Raw genomic sequence first — 16,576 nt, 5'->3', positions numbered from 1 at the left:
ACGCCTCGCCCGTCGGGCTCGTCCAGTCGCCGGGAGCAGGCGGTCGCCTCGATCCTCCGGGGGGGCCGATTGATCGAGTCCTGATCGATGGAGCTGCGGGGCTCAGATGGCGAGGCCGCTCGGGTCGATCGGCGCGGTCGGTGTGTCCAGCCACACCCGCACGACGCCGGGCTGCGCGGCAAGCTGCGCCATGCGATCAGGCGTGTCGATCGACCCGCGGATGATCACGGTCGGGCCCTCGCCCGTGGGCCCGGTGGCCATGGGCACGGGCTCGAACTCGTGGTCGGGCGCGAAGCCGACGAGGTCGGCAGCCAGGTCGTCGACGGTCTTCGACGGTCCAGGTCTCGAGAGCAGCTCGACCATGACAGCCATCGGCTGCTGGTCGGAGCCGGGCTGGTCCGCGCTGGTCAAGATCTCGCCTCCGCCCCTGCGTTCACCGGAGAAGTCTAGTGCGGGACCCGTCGGCGGTGTCCGCGCCCAGTCCTGGTGCCGGCACCGAGGCGGGGTCGGCGAGCCGCAGCAGCAGCACCACCACGCCGGCAAGGCCCAGCATCAGGCCCGGCACCTCCGGTCCGCCCGGCAGGCCGCACGCGATGCGCTCCAGCGGGGCGGCGAGGTCCGTCTCGGAGACAGACCCGTCGAGCCACGCACCGCGCAGCTCCTCGGGGACACCGAGCCCTGCGAGGGTCAGCCGCCGTGCGTGGTCCAGGTGCTCCTGGTCCCCGGACGTCAGGTGGCACTCGAGGTGCAGCTCGGCGACCGACCCCACTCCATGGCAGATGGAGAGATTGGGCAGCCCGGTGTCCGGGGTCGCCAGCTGGCGCAGGGTGGTTGTCGTGCTGACCTCCACCGCCGCCGCGACCTCGGTGAGACAGGACTCCCCCAGGAGCCCGGTCATGACAGGCAGGCGAAGCATCCTGGCCCTGGCGATGCCGGCTCCGGCCGACCCGTGGCACCACTGCGTCGGGTAGGGCAGCGATGTCCTCCCCGCTCTCGCACCGGTCACCCCGCGCAGGTCGGGCCAGCCCCACATGGCGTGGGACCAGACCCGCTCGTACCTCAAGGCGTCGGCGGCACGAGCGGCGAGGTCGCCCCTCCCGGCGCGGTCGGCGACCGTCGCCAGCGCCAACGCAGCGCCCGACGTCCCGTGTCCGAGCCCGACCAGCCCCGGCGCGTCGGCAGATGGAGACGGCCAGCAGGTTCCGTACGACGTGTCCAGTCCCGCGTCGGCAAGGCGGTCCGCCGTCTGCACGGCCGCACCGAGGTGGTCGGGGTCCGCGGTCTCCTCCGCGAACGACGTGAGCGCCAACGCGATCCCTGCATCGCCAGCGATGAGGTCCCACTCCCCCGTCGAGGAGCCGCGCGTCGAGACATCTGCGACCTCCCGAGCGAGGTCCGCTCCGCCGGCCACGATGTCGGCGTCCTCCAGGAGACGTCCCGCCACCAGCGCGGCAAGGGCTACGCCGGCCCGACCCATCTGCAGCGACACGTCGTCTCCCACGTTGGCGAGGGCGTGCCTCAGGCCCCCGCGGGCCGCGGCCGCCACGACCGGGTCCGACCCGCCGCTCGCCAGGTAGGACAGTGCGAGCGCGATGCCGGCGGTCCCGCCGTACAGGTCGGGCCCCGTGGAGGTCTCGATCACGCTGCCCGCGGGATTCGACTCGTCCACGTCGAACGAGAGCCAGGCGCACCGCCCCTCGTGGTGGACTGCCGCGCCCGCCAGCCGACCACCGAGAACGTGTGCCGCGCGTTCGAACGCGATCCCGGCGCCGCTCATGACCTGCCGTCCGCGTCGATGCTCAGGGTGCTCCCGAGGTTGCGGTACGGGTGCCGGTGGTCGATGCCGGCTTCGACGAGCTGCTCGCGAGCACGACGCAGCAGCCGCCCGTCGTCCGCGGGACCCTCGGCGGCCGCAGCAAGAAGTGCATCGCAGCGATGTTGCCCGAACGACTGCTTGCCGCCCGGCGGTTCCTCCGCCAGGGCCAGGCCGTCACCCAAGGGGAGGGTGAGAGGCGGTGTGCGGGAGCGAACGCCGGACCCGAGGGCACGGCGTACGTCCCGGGCCACCCGAAGCACCGCGGGCAGGTCCTCGGCCGACGCGTAGAGGACCGCCGCGTCGGGCCGCCCCAGCATGTCGTCGCCCACCGCCACCTTGAGAGAGCAGGCCAGCTCCCGCGGCAGCTGCTCGGTCAGGCGGTGCACGAGATCCGCTGCCGCGGAGCGGCTCACCGCGAAGTAGATGCGCACGACGTCGCCAGGCGGGCTCTCCGGGTCCCAGCCGCCGAGGAAGGTGTACCAGAACCCGGACGGGTCCTCCAGGTCGTGCCGGCGCGACACCTCGACCACGTCACCAGGACGAGCGGGAAGGAACGGCCGGTCGTGGCGGAGCACGTCGGCCCTCGGTACGACGCGATCCGGACGGCCGGGACGTCGCACGTGCAGCCGTCCGAGGTTGGAGACGCGCGCCACCTGCCAGCCGGCCTCGTACTCGCCGTCCGCGGAGTGCGCCGCGCGCAGCACGCCCACCGGCTCGATCTGCCAGGGGGCCGGTGGACCGTCGACGGGCGTCGGCTCGCCGTCCGCCTTCAGGTACCAGTCCAGGTACAGCAGGTCAGCCGCCCCACCTGCGAGCGGCACCCCGTCCACGCTCGCGGACTCTGATCTCCCAAGGATGCGTAGGGCGCACTTCACCCCGTCCAGGATCTCCAGCGAGACCCGGGTGTGCAGGACGCCGAAGACGGTCATGGTGCTGACCCCACCGGGAGTGCCGGCGGCGAGGCCAGCAGGGCGCAGGCCACCGCGGCGACGAAGCGCGCACGCACGGCGTCGTCGGGCGTCCAGTAGGTCCACTGCAAGGCGATCTGCAACAGCCGGGCGCCGACGTGCGAGCGCGTGGCATCGAGGGTGTCGGCGACCGCGGACGACGCATCGCGGGCGTACGCCTCGAGGATCCACGCCCACTCGCTGGCGACGGCCTCCACCGCGCGGACGGCGAGTCCGTCGGGGTCACCAAGCGGGTCGGGGCCCGTCTCGGGGCCGAGCGGTCCCCAGGCGAGGTGCTCGGCCAACGCGCAGCCGAGGTCCCACGCCGGGTCGCCGAGGCCGGAGTACTCCCAGTCGACGAGCGCGATGCCACCCCCGCCGTCGACCAGGCAGTTCGCCCAGCGAACGTCCCCGTGCATGAGACGCGTCGATCGCCACGACTCCGCCGTCGAGCCCAGCCGCCGCGCGACGACAGGCGTCAGGACGGTGGAGGCCAGGTCGACGGCGGGCGGGTGCTCGACGACGAAGCGGGGCCATGGGCGCTCGGCGAGCCGGAAGATCCACGGCACACGCGCAGGGGCGATGTCTGCGGTCGACCAGTCGGCCACCTGCCGCAGCACCGCGCCGAGCGCGTGGGTCGCCATCCGCCGCGGCTCACGACCTTCCTCCATCTGCCCGTGCAGCGACTGCCCCTCGCCGACGAAGCCCATCACGAGGACGTCGCTGTCGCAGACGACGACCTCCGGGAGCCATGACGGGCGTTCGCGAGCCAGCCGGCCCAGCAGGACCCGCTCAGCCGCCGGGTCGCCCTGCTCCCAGCGCTCCGCGTCCGGGCGGCCGGTCTTCGCGACGAACCGCGGTGCGCCACCCACCGAGACCGCTGCCACCGGGTTGGAGCTGCTCAGGTTCGACGTCACGACGCCGGCGTCGACGACGTCGCGCTCCGACAGCAGACCCATGGACAGCAGTCTCGGCAGCAGGGGGCGGTCGAGATCCACCAAGCCCTAGCCCCCGTACCATCCGGCGGTCGGGTCGCCCGGCCCGCCCTGGCCCTCGTCGTACCACATCTCCTCGAACTGCCCTGGCTCGATCGGATCCACGTGGCACGCCAGCGTCGGGCAGACCCGCGACGAGCACGAGATCGCGGTGGAGGGGCAGGCGAGCGACTGGCACGCGACCCCGCTGGTGGGACACGCCAGGCTGCGACAGACGACGGTCAACGACGCACACGGAGTGCTGAGCGACGGCTGGCACCGGAACACCTCGGAGGGACAGGCGACCGAGGAGCACGCGATGACCCGCGACGGACAGGCCAAGGTTGGCCGCACCACGATCCCGCGCAACGAGTCGTAGGCGCCCTTGATCCTGACGATGCCCGCACCGGAGTGCTGGTCGAAGCCCGCCGGACCGATGTCCTTGGCAGTGGTGGCCAGTGCCGACCTGATCTGGTCCTGCGTCTTCGCCGGGAACGCCTGCTTCAGCAGCGCCACGCAACCGGCCAGGATCGGCGTGGCCGCGGACGTGCCGCTGTCGCTGGTGAAGTACCCGGTGAAGTGCGTCACCGCGCAGAAATCGGGCTTGTTGGGCTCCAGGGCACCAGGTCCCTGGCTCGAGTAACCGACGAACTCCTCGTTCCGGTTCACCGCTCCCACGGTCATCACCCGGCGGTGGCTGTTGGCTCCCCAGATGCTCCGGCCGGGACCGTTGTCCGGTCCGCACCGACCGTCGGGGCAGGTGCCACCGCAGTTGCCGGCCGCGAAGAGCACCAGGATGCCCTCGTCCAGCGCCTCGAGGACCTTGCGGGTGAAGGGGTGGTTCGGGTCGCGGGCGTACGTCGGGTCCCACGACTCCTGGAAGATGCCCCAACTGTTGGACAGCACCTGCGGCGTGCCGTCGATCCGGTGCTGGTTGATCGCCCACTGGAAGGCCTGGAGCGCCCGGCTGATCGTCGCCGGGATGTCTGGAGCACCGGAGATACGCATGTCGTAGATCTGGGCGTCGGGCGCCATGCCCAGGACGTCGGTCGAGCACATGTTGCCGTGCTCGCCCCACTTGCTGGCCTCCGTGCCCCAGTCGGCCGTCGGCCACCCGCCGATGACCCGGGGGATCCGCCGCGACGTCTCGCCCGTCTTGACCGGACGGCCCTGCGCCGTGATCCCGCCGTCGACCACGCCCACGACGATGCCCGCCCCCCGGAAGCCGAGCGACCAGATGTTGGAGACGCCCAGGTAGTTCGCGACGTCGGCGATGGTCCCCTTCGGCGTCCCGGGTCCGCAGTCGCACGTCCCGATCGGACAGGCTCCCGCTGCCGGGCTGTCCACCGGTTCGGCGGTGCCGAGCTGTCCCTGGGGGAAGGGCGCGACCGGCGTGTCGGTCCACACTCCCAGCACGTCGGGCCGGCTCCGCAAGGAGTCGATGTCCCCCTCGTCGTCGACCCGACCGCGGACGACGTAGGACGTCGGCGGTGCGGACCCGAAGCCGAGGCCCAGGGGGCCGGGCGCCCGGGCAGCGCCGGGCGGCGTCAGGGGAACAGGGACGAACTCCTCGTCGTGGGCGAACCCGGTCATGTCGATCGCTCGGGACGACATGCTCGCCATCACCGGTGACACGCCTGGCGCCGCGGCCATCTCGACCAGGACGCTGATCTTCCCGTCAGCATCCCGGAGCGGAAATTCAGGATCCTGTCCCGAATCGGACTTCTTCCGCCGACTTGTTGCCATGAAAACCTCCTGCAGACGGCAGGACCTGCGCGACCACGAGCGCAGCGCTGAGTCGACGCACTCGTTGACGTGCTGGATCCAGGCATCAGGCGGTAACCTGAATGCGGCGTTGCCACACGCAACGACGACCAGGATCCAAGAAGCGGTTCGGCGACCGTCTTTTCGCCGTTTCCCGTCAGTTCGCAGACGCGACCTGTGCGCCGAGATCGCCGCCATGTGTGCCTGGACAGCAGGCGATCGTCCCTGCAGGGCCCTCCGCCTGTGTCCGCCCCTCATCGGCTCAGCGTGGTGAGCTCACGGACGGACCGAAGCGTGGCGCACCGCCCGCCTGGTCAGGATCCCGGTGTCTGTTGCCGAGATCCGAGGGCCGACCGCAAACCGAGGTCAGTCCGATCGCTCTGCTGATCCATGTAAAGAAAAACGATACGACCGTGCCTGTCGGGTCGCAATGGTCTCATCCGCCTATTGACGGCCGAAATGCGTTCGTTCGGCGGTGGGCAAGCGATCAATTCACCTCATGCTTTCCGCCCGGAATCCGCGGATTCCGGGCGGAGCCTGTCGAGGGATTCCCGCAAGGGCTCGATGGTGATCCTGCGGAGGTCGACGACCTCAGCGCACCTCGCTCCGCCGCAGGTCGGAGCCGGTCCTCACCAGGAGCGCGACGCACTCGACATGGTGCGTCATCGGGAAGAGGTCGAAGGCCCGCAGCCGCTCGAGGCGGTAGCCGTGCTCGGCGAAGATCGCCAGGTCGCGCGCCAGGGCGGCGGGGTCGCAGGCGACATAGGCGACCGCCCGCGGCGCCCGGTCGACGACCTGCTCGACGACGACACGCTTGGCGCCCTCGCGCGGCGGGTCGAGGACGACGAGGTCGAACGGCTCGTCGTACGACGCGGCGAGCACCCGGTCGACCGGTCCGCGCTCCACGACGGCTCCGTCGTGCCCGGCGAGGTTGGTCCGCGCGTGGCCGCAGGCGGCCCGGTCCGCCTCGACCGCGACGAGCCGCGAGCCCGTGGCCTCGCCGAGGAAGCGCGCGAACAGGCCGACGCCGGCGTACAGGTCGAGCACCCGCTCCCCCGGCTGCGGCGCCAGCATGTCCAGGACCGTCGACACGAGCACCGAGGGTGCCCCCGGGTGCACCTGCCAGAAGCCGTCGGGCTCCACGGAGAAGTCGCGACCGGAGACGGTCTCGGTGATCGGCGGGCCGGGCTCGGGGGTCCGGGCATCGGGGTGGGCGATGAGGCAGTCGTCGACGGGTACGACGCGGCGGGACCGGTGGGCGCGCAGGCCACGGCGACCGTCCGGCGTGCGCGCCCACTGCATCCGGGTCCGCCAGCGCAGCCCGTGGTCGTCGCCGGGCACCGCCTCGACGACGAGGCCCGAGACCAGCGGATGGTCGGCGGGCAGCCGGCCGACCCGGACGAGCTGCTCGCGCACCACCGCGGCCTTGAGGTCGCGCTGGGCGGGCAGCGCGACGTGCTGGAAGTCGCAGCCGCCGCAGAGACCCGGTCCTGCGACCGGGCACGGGGCCTCGACCCGGTCCGCGGAGGCCGACAGCACCTCCACGGCGTCGCCCCGCCAGAAGCGGTCCCCCTCGCTGCCCTCGGTGATCTCCACGACCACGCGCTCCCCCGGCAGCGCGTGCCGGGTGAAGACGACCCGGGACTCCGGCTCGGGGAGCCGGACGATGCAATGGCCGCCGTGGGCGACCGGACCGACCTCGGCCTCGAACCGCTCGCCGACGCGGGATCGGCCGCGGCTGCGACGAGCCCGGGGGTGGCGACTCACCGGTCGACCTGGCCCGGATCCTGGGTGACCCGGCCGCGGCGCAGGTCCCCGGCGTGGACACGACCCTCCATGGCCTCCTCGCGCTCGAGGGCGTAGCGCGAGGACCGCAGCTGGTAGGGAACCGAGGTCACCATGACGCCCGGCGCGAAGAGCAGCCGCCCCTTGAGTCGCAATGCGGTCTGGTTGTGCAGCAGCTGCTCCCACCAGCGCCCGACGACGTACTCGGGGATGTAGACCGCCACCACCCCGCGCGGGTTGGCCTTCCGGATCTCCTGGGCGTACTGGACGATCGGCCGCGTCACCTCGCGGTAGGGCGAGTGCAGGACCTTGAGGGGCACGTCCATGTGCCGCTCGTCCCACTCCTCCATCAGCCTGCTCGTCGCGGCGTCGTCGGTCGAGACGTAGATCGCCTCCAGGCCGTTGGGACGCGTGGCCTTGGCGAAGGCCAGCGCCCGCAGCGTCGGCTTGTGCAGCTTGGAGACCAGCACGATGGCGTGCACGCGGGTCGGCATCACCTTGTCCTGCTCGTCGGCCGCGAGCTCGAGCTCGACGCGGTCGTAGTGCCGGGCGATGCCTTGCATGACCATGAAGAACACGGTCATCGCGATGATCGTGATCCACGCGCCGGCGAGGAACTTGGTGATCAGCACGATCACGAGCACCACCGCCGTCATGCCGAGGCCGAAGGTGTTGATGGCCCGCGACCGCATCATGCGGCGCCGCACGGCAGGGTCCCGCTCGGTGCGCAGGTGCCGCGTCCAGTGCTTGATCATGCCGAGCTGGCTGAGGTTGAAGGAGACGAAGACGCCCACGATGTAGAGCTGGATGAGCCGGGTCGTCTCGGCGTCGAACACCCAGATGAGCAGCGCCGACACGCCGGCGAGGAAGACGATGCCGTTGCTGTAGGCGAGCCGGTCGCCGCGCGACCCCAGCGACCGCGGGGCCAGCCCGTCCTGGGCGAGGATCGAGCCGAGCACCGGGAAGCCGTTGAAGGCCGTGTTGGCGGCAAGCACGAGGATCACGCCGGTCACCGTCACCACGAAGTAGAAGCCCGGCGAGAAGTGGTCGAAGACTCCCGCCGCGATCTGGGAGATGACCGGGTGCTGCTCGTAGTCGGCCGGCAGGGCCGACCCGGCGGCGGTGCGCAGACGATCGAGCTCGTGCGGGTCGACGTACCGGATGCTCATCTGGTTGGCGAGCACGATGACGCTCATCATCATGCTGATGGCGATCATGGCGAGCAGCAGCAGCGTCGTCGCGGCATTGCGGCTCTTGGGCCGCCGGAAGGCCGGCACCCCGTTGGAGACCGCCTCGACGCCGGTGAGCGCGGCACAGCCCGAGGAGAAGGCGCGCGCGAGGAGGAAGAACAGCGCCACTTGCGAGAGCGGCCCGTCCCAGCCCTCCTGCGGCTGGATCTGGAGGTGTGCGCTCTCGGCATCGGGCAGGTCGCCCGCCAGGAGGCGCAGCAGTCCGTAGCCGCACATGCCCAGGATCGCGACCATGAACAGGTAGGTCGGGACGGCGAACAAGGTGCCCGACTCCCGCACGCCGCGCAGGTTGAGCGCGGCCAGCACGGCCACGGCGAGGCACGCGACCGTCGCCTCGTGGTCGATGAGCGCCGGGATCGCGCCCGCGGCGTACTGCGCGGCGGAAGAGATCGACACCGCCACCGTGAGGACGTAGTCGACGAGGAGCGCGCTGGCTACGGTGATGCTCGCGTTGCGCCCGAGGTTGACCTTCGCGACCTCGTAGTCCCCACCACCGGACGGGTAGGCGTGGACGGTCTGGCGGTAGGAGGCGATGACGGTGAACATCACCAGGGCGACCGCGAGGCCGATCTTCCAGGACCAGACGTACGCCGACGCGCCGGCGACCGCCAGCATGATGAAGATCTCGTCGGGCGCGTAGGCCACCGAGGAGAGCGCGTCGGAGGCGAAGACCGGGAGCGCGACGCGCTTGGGGAGCAGGGTCTCCCCCAGCTGGCTGCTGCGGAGCTTGCGCCCGAGCAGGATCCGTTTAGATACGTCGCCGACACCCACGAGCGGACAGCCTAGCCACCGCGGGGCGAGTCGTCGGGATCGCGGCCCGACCCGCCTCCGGACTGGGATACGGTGCCTGCGTGCACGTCGTCATCATGGGATGTGGCCGGGTCGGCTCCACGCTGGCCCGCAGCCTCGAGGACCGTAACCACACGGTGTCCATCATCGACAGCGATCCCGACGCCTTCCGGCGCCTCGGCCCCACGTTCAACGGCGACAAGGTGACCGGCTACGGCTTCGACCAGGCGGTCCTGGAGAAGGCCGGCATCCGCCGCGCCGACGCGTTCGCGGCCGTCTCGAGCGGCGACAACTCCAACATCATCGCCGCGCGTGTCGCCCGCGAGACCTTCGGGATCCAGCAGGTCGTCGCCCGCATCTACGACCCCGGCCGCGCCGAGGTCTACCAGCGGCTCGGCATCACGACCGTCGCGACGGTCAAGTGGACCGCCGACCAGGTGCTGCGCCGCATCCTGCCGGCCGGCGCCGAGCCCGACTTCCGCGACCCCTCGGGCACGATCCGCGTGGACCACATCCAGGTCCCCGAGCGCTGGGTCGGGCAGCGCACCATCCACTTCCAGGAGCAGTCCCGCAGCCGCATCGCGTGGATCGACCGTCTGGGCGAGGGCATGCTGCCCACCCGTGACACCGTCATCCAGGAGGGCGACATGCTGCACCTCGTCATCCGCGAGGACGGGGCGGCCCACGCCTACGCCGTCCTCGACAAGGGTCCGGAGGAGGACTGATGCGGGTCGCCATCGCCGGGGCCGGCGCCGTCGGCCGATCGATCGCTCGCGAGCTGATCGACAACGGCCACCAGGTCCTGCTCATCGACAAGTCCCCCGCCGCGATCCGGCCGGAGCGGGTCCCCAACGCCGAGTGGCTGCTCGCCGACTCCTGCGAGATGTCCTCCCTCGAGGAGGCGCAGCTCGACAAGTGCGACGTGGTCATCGCGGCCACCGGTGACGACAAGGCCAACCTGGTCACGTCGCTGCTGGCCAAGACCGAGTTCGGCGTGCCCCGCACCGTGGGCCGGGTCAACCACCCCAACAACGAGTGGCTCTTCACCGAGGCCTGGGGCGTGGACGTCAACGTCTCCACCCCCCGGATCATGTCCGCGCTGGTCGAGGAGGCCGTCACAGTCGGCGACCTGGTGCGGCTGTTCACCTTCCGCCAGGGCAACGCCAACCTGGTCGAGATGACGCTGCCGCCGGAGTCGCCGTACGTCGGCACGCCCAGCGGTCTGGTGCCGTTCCCGGAGAACTGCGCGCTCGTCACGATCCTGCGCGACGGCCAGGTCTACACGCCCTCGGCGGAGCAGCCGCTGGAGGCGGGCGACGAGCTGCTGTTCGTCGTGCCGGCCGACGTCGAGGAGGGGCTCGAGCGGCTCCTCTCCCCGCACCACCACGGCGGCTGACCCGCCCGAGCCCTGTCCGTCAGGTCTCGGGCGTGGGCTCCATCGGCGTGTGGTTGCGCGCCAGGAGCCACACCATGCCGCCCAGGGCGGCGAGCTGGAGCGGCCAGCCGAGGGCGATCTTCATGATGCCGAGGGCGGCGACGGCGGTGTCGGCGTCCATCGACCCCGACGTGCCGGCCAGCCAGACCGGCGCCTGGAGCGCCACGCGGACGACGCAGGGCAGCACGAGCATCCAGGTCAGCAGCGAGCACAGGCGCACGACCTGCTTGTTGGAGTGCCAACCGGTCGCGTCGCCGGTGACGCTGCCGACCATGAAGCCGACGAGCGGCCAGCCGATCAGGCAGGTGAATGCCAGCACCACGGTGTAGCCGGAGTTGTAGAGGATCCCGGGCAGGAAGTAGGCCAGCGCCTGGTCGTCGGCGCTGCCGCCCGCGGCGGCCGACCTCTGGACGAAGAACCAGCCGATGCCGATCCCGAACAGCGCGTTGACCACGAACTGGATGCTGGACCGCTGCACGAGGCGTACGACGAGCAGCACCAGCGCCGCACCGACGCTCACCGTGAGCGCCAGCTGGAGCTCGCGGGTGGTCAGCCACAGCACGGTGAACACGATCGTCGGGACAGCCGCCTCCACCATCCCGCGCCGGCCGCCGAGGGCCTGGGACAGCTGCCGGCGCACCACCTGCTCGACGGTCTCCACGGAGGCGACGGGGTGGGGGGCAGCATGGTGGGGCGCCGCGTGGTGCGGAGTCGCGTGGTGGGGGGCCGCGTGGCGCGGGGCCTCGGTGGGGCCGGGCTGCCCCGTGGGGTCCGGGTGCCCGGGACGGTGCTCGGAGGTCATGGGATCAGCTCGTAACGCGGGTTGAACATGACACGGTGGCCGCCGGCCGACCCGATCCGCCCCTCGACGTACATCGCTCGACCCGGGCCGACCCCGGCGATGCGCCGGCGGCCCAGCCACACGACCAGGAGCACGCCGCTGCCGTCGTCCAGCTCGGCCTCGAGCGCGGGGACGCCCCCGCGCGGACGCAGGGTGACCGTCTTGACCGTCCCCCGTAGCCGGACCCGCTCCCGGTCCGGCGCGCCCGCGACCGTCGTCTCGCCGTCGGCCTGGTGGGTCTTGCGGAGGTCGCGGGCGTGCTGGTCCTCGGAGTCCGCCCAGCGGGAGAGGCTCCGCCGCAGCCGACTGCGGTGCGACGCGGGACCGGTGGTGTCGGGCATGGCGCTCAGTTGACCCGCCGTGCCTGCTCGGGCAGGACGACCGTCAGCGGCTCGCCGACCGGCATGGCCTCCGAGCCGCGGCGCACGACCACCTGCGCCAGGGCGTCCTCCCACTCGCCGGAGCTGTCGGGCTCGACCGCGGGGCGGCCCAGCAGCGAGGCGCGCAGCATCCAGCGCTCGCCGTTGATGCCGATGATCCGCGACGGCTGCGTGGCAGCAGTGCCGTCGGGCCGCTGCACCGGGACCTGGCAGAGCAGCTCGGTGCCGAAGCGGCCCTCGCGCTCGGTGGTGGTGCCGCCACGTCGCGCGATGTCGGCAGCGATCTGCGGGCGGACCGTCGACCAGAGGTCGCCGTTGCGGGGCGCGGCGAAGGCCTGGAACTCGAGGGCGCCGTCCGGTCCGGCGAGCATCACGGCCTGCACGGTGCCGGTGGGCTCGTCGACCTGGAGGCGGAGCTCGCGACCGGGGGTCGGGCGCACGAGCAGCGACCCGAGGTCGACCCGCTCGACACCGTCACCGGCGACCTCGGACTCGTCGAAGGGTCCGCTCCCCGTCTGCGTGGACGGAGGGGTCGAGCCGCCCTCGGTCGGAGCGTCGACCGGCGTGGGGTCGCCGTCCGTGGCGGCGGCCGGCTCCTGCGTCGGCTCGGCCTTGCGGCGGAACTTCACGTGCAATCACTCCTTCATGACGGCCCCCGAGGGCCGGGGGCGTCGTCGGTGCCCTGGTGGTTCAAGTGGTGGTTCGAGCGGTGGTTCACAGGTGGTTTGGCTGGTGGTCGTGGCGGGCGGTCAGGACCGACCGAAGCCTCCAGTAGAACCGTAGCCCCCCGGACCGCGTACCGACTCGGGGAGTTGCCCCACCTCGACGAAGCGGGCTCGCTCGACGCGCTGGAAGACCAGCTGGGCGATCCGGTCGCCGCGCCGCAGCTCCACGGCGGTGACCGGGTCGTGGTTGATCAGCATGACCTTGACCTCGCCGCGGTAGCCCGCGTCGACGGTGCCGGGGGTGTTGACGATGGAGAGGCCGTGCCGGGCCGCGAGACCGGAGCGGGGGTGCACCAGGGCGACGTACCCCTCGGGCAGGGCGACACCGATCCCGGTCGGGACCAGGGCCCGCTCCCCCGGGGCCAGGGAGACGTCGACGGTGGTGTGCAGGTCGGCGCCGGCGTCGCCCGGATGCGCGTAGGAGGGCAGCGGCAGGTCCGGGTCGAGGCGGACGATCGCCACCTCCAGGTCGGCGGGCGGCTCGGCGGCTGTGTCGGCGGTCGGCAGGTGGTCGGGCACGGGCGGTGAATCTACCTGCCGGGGCGCCGCCTAGGCTCTGCGGCGTGGAGTACGCGGAACGACTGGGCGTCCCGCTGCGCTGGTGGGTGCAGGGGACCATGCTGGTGGCCACGCTGTGGCTGGCCGTGGTGGTGGCGACCCCGCCCGCCGTGGCGTGGACCGTCACGGGTCTCGCGATGGCCGGCCTGGTGCTGGCGTTCGTGTCCTACGGGTCCGCACGGGTCGCGGTGTCCGGGGGGCGGCTGCAGGCCGGCAAGGCGTGGATCGGTCTCGAGCACGTCGGCACCGTCACCGCTCTGGACGCGGACGCCATGCGCCGCCAGGCTGGCCCCGACGCCGACGCGCGGGCATTCCTCCTGCTGCGTCCCTACCTCAAGCGGGGCGTGCGGGTGGAGATCACCGACGTCGCCGACCCGGCGCCCTACTGGCTGATCAGCTCGCGGCACCCCGACCGCCTCGCGGCGGCGCTCATGCGCGACCGCTCCGCTGGGTAGGGTGCCGTCATGGCATCCGACAACAGCAAGGTCTGGTCGGTCTTCTCCCTCGCTGCGGCGCTCGGAGCGGCCGCCGTGGCCAAGAAGGCCCTGAACACGACGTGGCGGGCCACGACCGGCAAGAACCCGCCGGCCAACCCCGCGGACCCCGACGTCGACGTCAAGGAGGCCCTCGCGTGGGCCGCCGTGAGCGGCACCCTCATCGCCGTCGCGCGCATGCTGGCCACCCGCCGGGCCGCCAACTACTACGCGAAGTCCACCGGGCACCTGCCGCCCGGCCTGGAGAAGGACGACCAGGACGCCGACAATGCGTCCGCCCCCACCACCTGACCACCTCCTGCCCCGTGTCGCGGGACGGGCACACGAAAGGCCGCGGACCCCTCGGGGTCCGCGGCCTTCGACGTGGGTGCTGCCGTGCTGGTCGAGCGTCGGGTCAGATGCAGTCCTTGCAGATCAGCTTCTTCTCGTCCGCCAGCTGCGAGCGGTGGTGGACCAGGAAGCAGCTCATGCAGGTGAACTCGTCCTCCTGCCGGGGCATCACCTCGACGGCGAGCTCCTCGTGCGACAGGTCGGCACCGGGCAGCTCGAAGGACTCGGCCGCCTCGGCCTCGTCCTCGTCGACCTTGCCGGAGTTCTTGTCGTGCCGCCGCGCCTTGAGCTCCTCGATGCTCTCTTCGCTCTGGTCCTCTTCGGTCTTGCGTGGCGCGTCGTAGTCAGTAGCCATTGCTCTCTCTCCCATGCCGAGCGATCCACGTCGTCAGCGCAAAGAATTGGATCGTTCATGCTCATCGTCGCGGGGTGGATTGTGCACCATGTGCGGCGCTTGCGCCACGCCGGTCCGAACGTGTCGCGGCAACGCCCCCCGCACCCCTGGTATTCCCGCCCTCCTCAGGGGGAGTCGGCGACGAATCCGGCGGTGCGCAGCGCGGCCACGAACTCGTCCCAGCCGGCGGCCGGCGCCGCGGCGATGACGGATCGCTCCGGCCAGTCGGGCATGGCGTCGATCTGGCTGCGCACGGGCTCCAGGTGGTCGCTCAGACGGCCCGGCAGGCGGGCGAAGACGGCCCCGGCCTCGCTCGCGACGAGCGAGCCGGCGGCCCAATCCCAGCGCGCCGGTCCCTCCTCCACGTAGGCGTCGGCACTGCCGTCGGCGACGTGGCACAGGTCGAGCGCGCAGGAGCCCATGCGACGAACGTCACGCACCACGGGCAGCAGGGCCGCCACCGACTCGGCCTGGTGGGCCCGGGTCTCGGCGAGGTAGCCGAAGCCGGTGAGGACGAGCCGCTCGGCGAGCGGGGGCGACGGTCGGACCGAGATGGGTACGCCGTCGCGGGTCGCGCCGTGGCCGCGCGCGGCGGCGTACTCGACCCCGGTCGGGATCGTGACGACGACGCCGGCGACGACCTCCTCCCCGACCTCCGCGGCGATGGACACGGCGCAGTCGGGCAGCCCGTAGAGGTAGTTGACGGTGCCGTCGATCGGGTCGACCACCCAGCGGACCCCGCTGGTACCCGGGTGGTCGTCGCCCTCCTCCCCCAGGATCGCGTCGTCGGGACGGTGCTCGAGGAGCCGGCGCCGGACGAGCTCCTCGACCGCGCGGTCCGCCTCGGTGACGACGTCGACGGCGCTGGACTTGGTGTCGGCCACCGCGATCCCGCCGTCGCGCATGCTGCGGGCGAGCTCGGCACCCTCACGGGCCACCACCGACGCGACGTCGCGCAGGGCGACGGGGTCGTGGGTCACGAGTCGGCCCCGCAGAGCGCGGGTCGGGGGCCACGAGGGTTGGGGCAGCAGCCGGCGGCGCAGACCTCCCGCCAGGCCGGCAGGTCGCCCACGGTGCTGCGGGTGACCTCCTCGCCGCGCTCGACCGCGGCCCGCTCGACGAGCAGGTCGCGCACCATCGAGACGAATCGGGGGTCGATGCCCGGGGTGCTCGCGCGGACCGCCTCCAGGCCGACCTTCTCCGCGGTGGCCATGGCCTCGGTGTCGAGGTCGTAGATGACCTCCATGTGGTCGGAGACGAAGCCGACCGGGATCATCACGACGGCGGTGGCGCCCCGCCGGGCGAGCTCTCCGAGGTGGTCGTTGATGTCCGGCTCCAGCCACGGGACGTGCGGCGAGCCCGAGCGGGAGCAGTAGACGAGCTGGTGCTTGTGCCGGCGACCGGTCTCCTGGCGCACCCGCGAGGTGATCTCCTCGGCGACCACGAGGTGCTGGCGCACGTAGGCGTTGCCACCCTCCAGCGGCGGGCCGCTGGTCTCGGCCATCGCCGCGGGGATCGAGTGGGTCACGAAGACCAGCTCGGCCTGCTCGCGCACGGCGTCGGGGAGGTCGGCCAGGGCCGCGAGGGTGGCGTCCACGACCGGCTCCACGAAGCCCGGGTGGTTGTAGTACTGCCGCAGCCGGTCGAGCCGGGGCGCACCCTCGACCTCGGCGACCGCGTCCGCGAGGTTCTCGCGGTACTGGCGGCAGGAGGAGTAGGACGAGTAGGCCGAGGTGGTGATCACCGCCGCCCGCGTGATGCCGTCGTCGCGCATCTGGCGCAGCGTGTCGGCGAGGTAGGGGTCCCAGTTGCGGTTGCCCCAGTAGACCGGCAGGTCGATGCCGCTGCCCGTGAGGTCCTCGCGGATCTCGGCGAGCAGCGCGCGGTTCTGGTCGTTGATCGGGCTGCGGCCGCCGAAGAGGAAGTAGTGCTCCCCCACCTCCTCGAGGCGCTCACGCGGGATGCCCCGGCCACGGGTGACGTTCTCGAGGAAGGGGACGACGTCCTCGGGCTTCTCCGGGCCGCCGAACGAGAGCAGCAGGAGGGCGTCGTACGGCGACACGTCGGGATTCATGTCGCCAGACTAGTGAGGCC

General features: G+C 72.0%; 18 protein-coding genes. 4 read left to right on the top strand and 14 right to left on the bottom strand.

Going from position 1 to position 16,576, the window contains the following annotated elements:
• Positions 1-102: 102 nt before the first annotated feature.
• The 7 genes from DAI17_RS15825 to DAI17_RS15795 all read right to left on the bottom strand — a co-directional run bounded on the left by DAI17_RS15825 (position 103) and on the right by DAI17_RS15795 (position 9,307).
• Positions 103-411 (bottom strand): hypothetical protein, encoded by a 309-nt coding sequence (locus tag DAI17_RS15825; RefSeq protein ID WP_159081594.1) that lies wholly within the window; start codon positions 409-411, stop codon positions 103-105.
• A 22-nt stretch (positions 412-433) separates the two neighbouring features.
• Positions 434-1,777 (bottom strand): lanthionine synthetase LanC family protein, encoded by a 1,344-nt coding sequence (locus DAI17_RS15820; RefSeq protein ID WP_107774187.1) that lies wholly within the window; start codon positions 1,775-1,777, stop codon positions 434-436.
• Positions 1,774-2,745: a T3SS effector HopA1 family protein gene (locus tag DAI17_RS15815; protein WP_107774186.1), complete on the bottom strand. Its 972-nt coding sequence runs from the start codon at positions 2,743-2,745 to the stop codon at positions 1,774-1,776. Before DAI17_RS15815 ends, DAI17_RS15820 begins: the two co-directional genes overlap by 4 nt.
• Positions 2,742-3,722 (bottom strand): phosphotransferase family protein, encoded by a 981-nt coding sequence (locus DAI17_RS15810; RefSeq protein WP_107774185.1) that lies wholly within the window; start codon positions 3,720-3,722, stop codon positions 2,742-2,744. Before DAI17_RS15810 ends, DAI17_RS15815 begins: the two co-directional genes overlap by 4 nt.
• A 45-nt stretch (positions 3,723-3,767) precedes the next feature.
• Positions 3,768-5,351: a S8 family peptidase gene (locus DAI17_RS15805; RefSeq protein WP_199905162.1), complete on the bottom strand. Its 1,584-nt coding sequence runs from the start codon at positions 5,349-5,351 to the stop codon at positions 3,768-3,770.
• A 741-nt stretch (positions 5,352-6,092) separates the two neighbouring features.
• The gene (locus DAI17_RS15800; protein WP_107774183.1) at positions 6,093-7,268 is read right to left on the bottom strand and encodes a class I SAM-dependent RNA methyltransferase; all 1,176 of its coding nucleotides are present in this window, start codon (positions 7,266-7,268) and stop codon (positions 6,093-6,095) included.
• Positions 7,265-9,307: an APC family permease gene (locus tag DAI17_RS15795; RefSeq protein WP_107774182.1), complete on the bottom strand. Its 2,043-nt coding sequence runs from the start codon at positions 9,305-9,307 to the stop codon at positions 7,265-7,267. Before DAI17_RS15795 ends, DAI17_RS15800 begins: the two co-directional genes overlap by 4 nt.
• A 95-nt stretch (positions 9,308-9,402) precedes the next feature.
• Here DAI17_RS15795 and DAI17_RS15790 point away from each other — a divergent pair, with 95 nt between their 5' ends.
• Positions 9,403-10,050 carry a potassium channel family protein gene (locus tag DAI17_RS15790; RefSeq protein ID WP_407669746.1) on the top strand — a complete coding sequence of 216 codons (648 nt, stop codon included), beginning with the start codon at positions 9,403-9,405 and terminating at the stop codon, positions 10,048-10,050.
• Entirely contained in the window at positions 10,050-10,721 is a 672-nt protein-coding gene (locus tag DAI17_RS15785) for a potassium channel family protein (RefSeq protein WP_107774180.1), read from the top strand. The genes DAI17_RS15790 and DAI17_RS15785 overlap by 1 nt, the downstream gene beginning before the upstream one ends.
• A 19-nt stretch (positions 10,722-10,740) precedes the next feature.
• Here DAI17_RS15785 and DAI17_RS15780 read toward each other — a convergent pair whose 3' ends face one another.
• The 4 genes from DAI17_RS15780 to dut form a co-directional block, all read right to left on the bottom strand.
• Complete coding sequence (locus tag DAI17_RS15780; RefSeq protein ID WP_107774179.1) at positions 10,741-11,562, bottom strand: DUF3159 domain-containing protein; 822 nt, start codon at positions 11,560-11,562, stop codon at positions 10,741-10,743.
• The gene (locus DAI17_RS15775; RefSeq protein WP_107774178.1) at positions 11,559-11,942 is read right to left on the bottom strand and encodes an OB-fold nucleic acid binding domain-containing protein; all 384 of its coding nucleotides are present in this window, start codon (positions 11,940-11,942) and stop codon (positions 11,559-11,561) included. The genes DAI17_RS15780 and DAI17_RS15775 overlap by 4 nt, the downstream gene beginning before the upstream one ends.
• Positions 11,943-11,947: 5 nt before the next feature.
• Positions 11,948-12,610 carry a DUF3710 domain-containing protein gene (locus DAI17_RS15770; RefSeq protein ID WP_234412532.1) on the bottom strand — a complete coding sequence of 221 codons (663 nt, stop codon included), beginning with the start codon at positions 12,608-12,610 and terminating at the stop codon, positions 11,948-11,950.
• A gap of 120 nt (positions 12,611-12,730) precedes the next feature.
• Positions 12,731-13,225, bottom strand: a complete 495-nt coding sequence (dut, locus tag DAI17_RS15765) for a dUTP diphosphatase (protein WP_107774176.1) — start codon at positions 13,223-13,225, stop codon at positions 12,731-12,733.
• A 44-nt stretch (positions 13,226-13,269) separates the two neighbouring features.
• On the opposite strand from dut, the gene DAI17_RS15760 reads away from it, so the two are divergent.
• Positions 13,270-13,719 carry a DUF3093 domain-containing protein gene (locus DAI17_RS15760; RefSeq protein ID WP_107774175.1) on the top strand — a complete coding sequence of 150 codons (450 nt, stop codon included), beginning with the start codon at positions 13,270-13,272 and terminating at the stop codon, positions 13,717-13,719.
• A 9-nt stretch (positions 13,720-13,728) separates the two neighbouring features.
• A complete protein-coding gene (locus DAI17_RS15755) occupies positions 13,729-14,049 on the top strand; it encodes a DUF4235 domain-containing protein (protein WP_107774174.1) in 321 nt (106 codons plus the stop codon).
• A gap of 103 nt (positions 14,050-14,152) precedes the next feature.
• Here the strand turns inward: DAI17_RS15755 and DAI17_RS15750 are convergent, their stop codons facing one another.
• From DAI17_RS15750 to DAI17_RS15740, 3 genes are all read right to left on the bottom strand, one after another.
• Positions 14,153-14,443 (bottom strand): DUF4193 domain-containing protein, encoded by a 291-nt coding sequence (locus DAI17_RS15750; RefSeq protein ID WP_107774173.1) that lies wholly within the window; start codon positions 14,441-14,443, stop codon positions 14,153-14,155.
• Positions 14,444-14,607: 164 nt separating this feature from the next.
• Positions 14,608-15,462 carry an inositol monophosphatase family protein gene (locus tag DAI17_RS15745; RefSeq protein WP_234412531.1) on the bottom strand — a complete coding sequence of 285 codons (855 nt, stop codon included), beginning with the start codon at positions 15,460-15,462 and terminating at the stop codon, positions 14,608-14,610.
• Positions 15,459-16,556, bottom strand: a complete 1,098-nt coding sequence (locus tag DAI17_RS15740) for a ferrochelatase (protein WP_107774172.1) — start codon at positions 16,554-16,556, stop codon at positions 15,459-15,461. Before DAI17_RS15740 ends, DAI17_RS15745 begins: the two co-directional genes overlap by 4 nt.
• Between the last annotated feature and the right edge of the window lie 20 nt (positions 16,557-16,576).

The sequence above is a fragment of the Nocardioides sediminis genome (assembly GCF_003047295.1).
GTDB lineage: Bacteria > Actinomycetota > Actinomycetes > Propionibacteriales > Nocardioidaceae > Nocardioides > Nocardioides sediminis.
The sequence above is the reverse complement of the archived record's forward strand: the minus strand, read 5'-3'. Positions and strand labels throughout refer to the sequence as shown.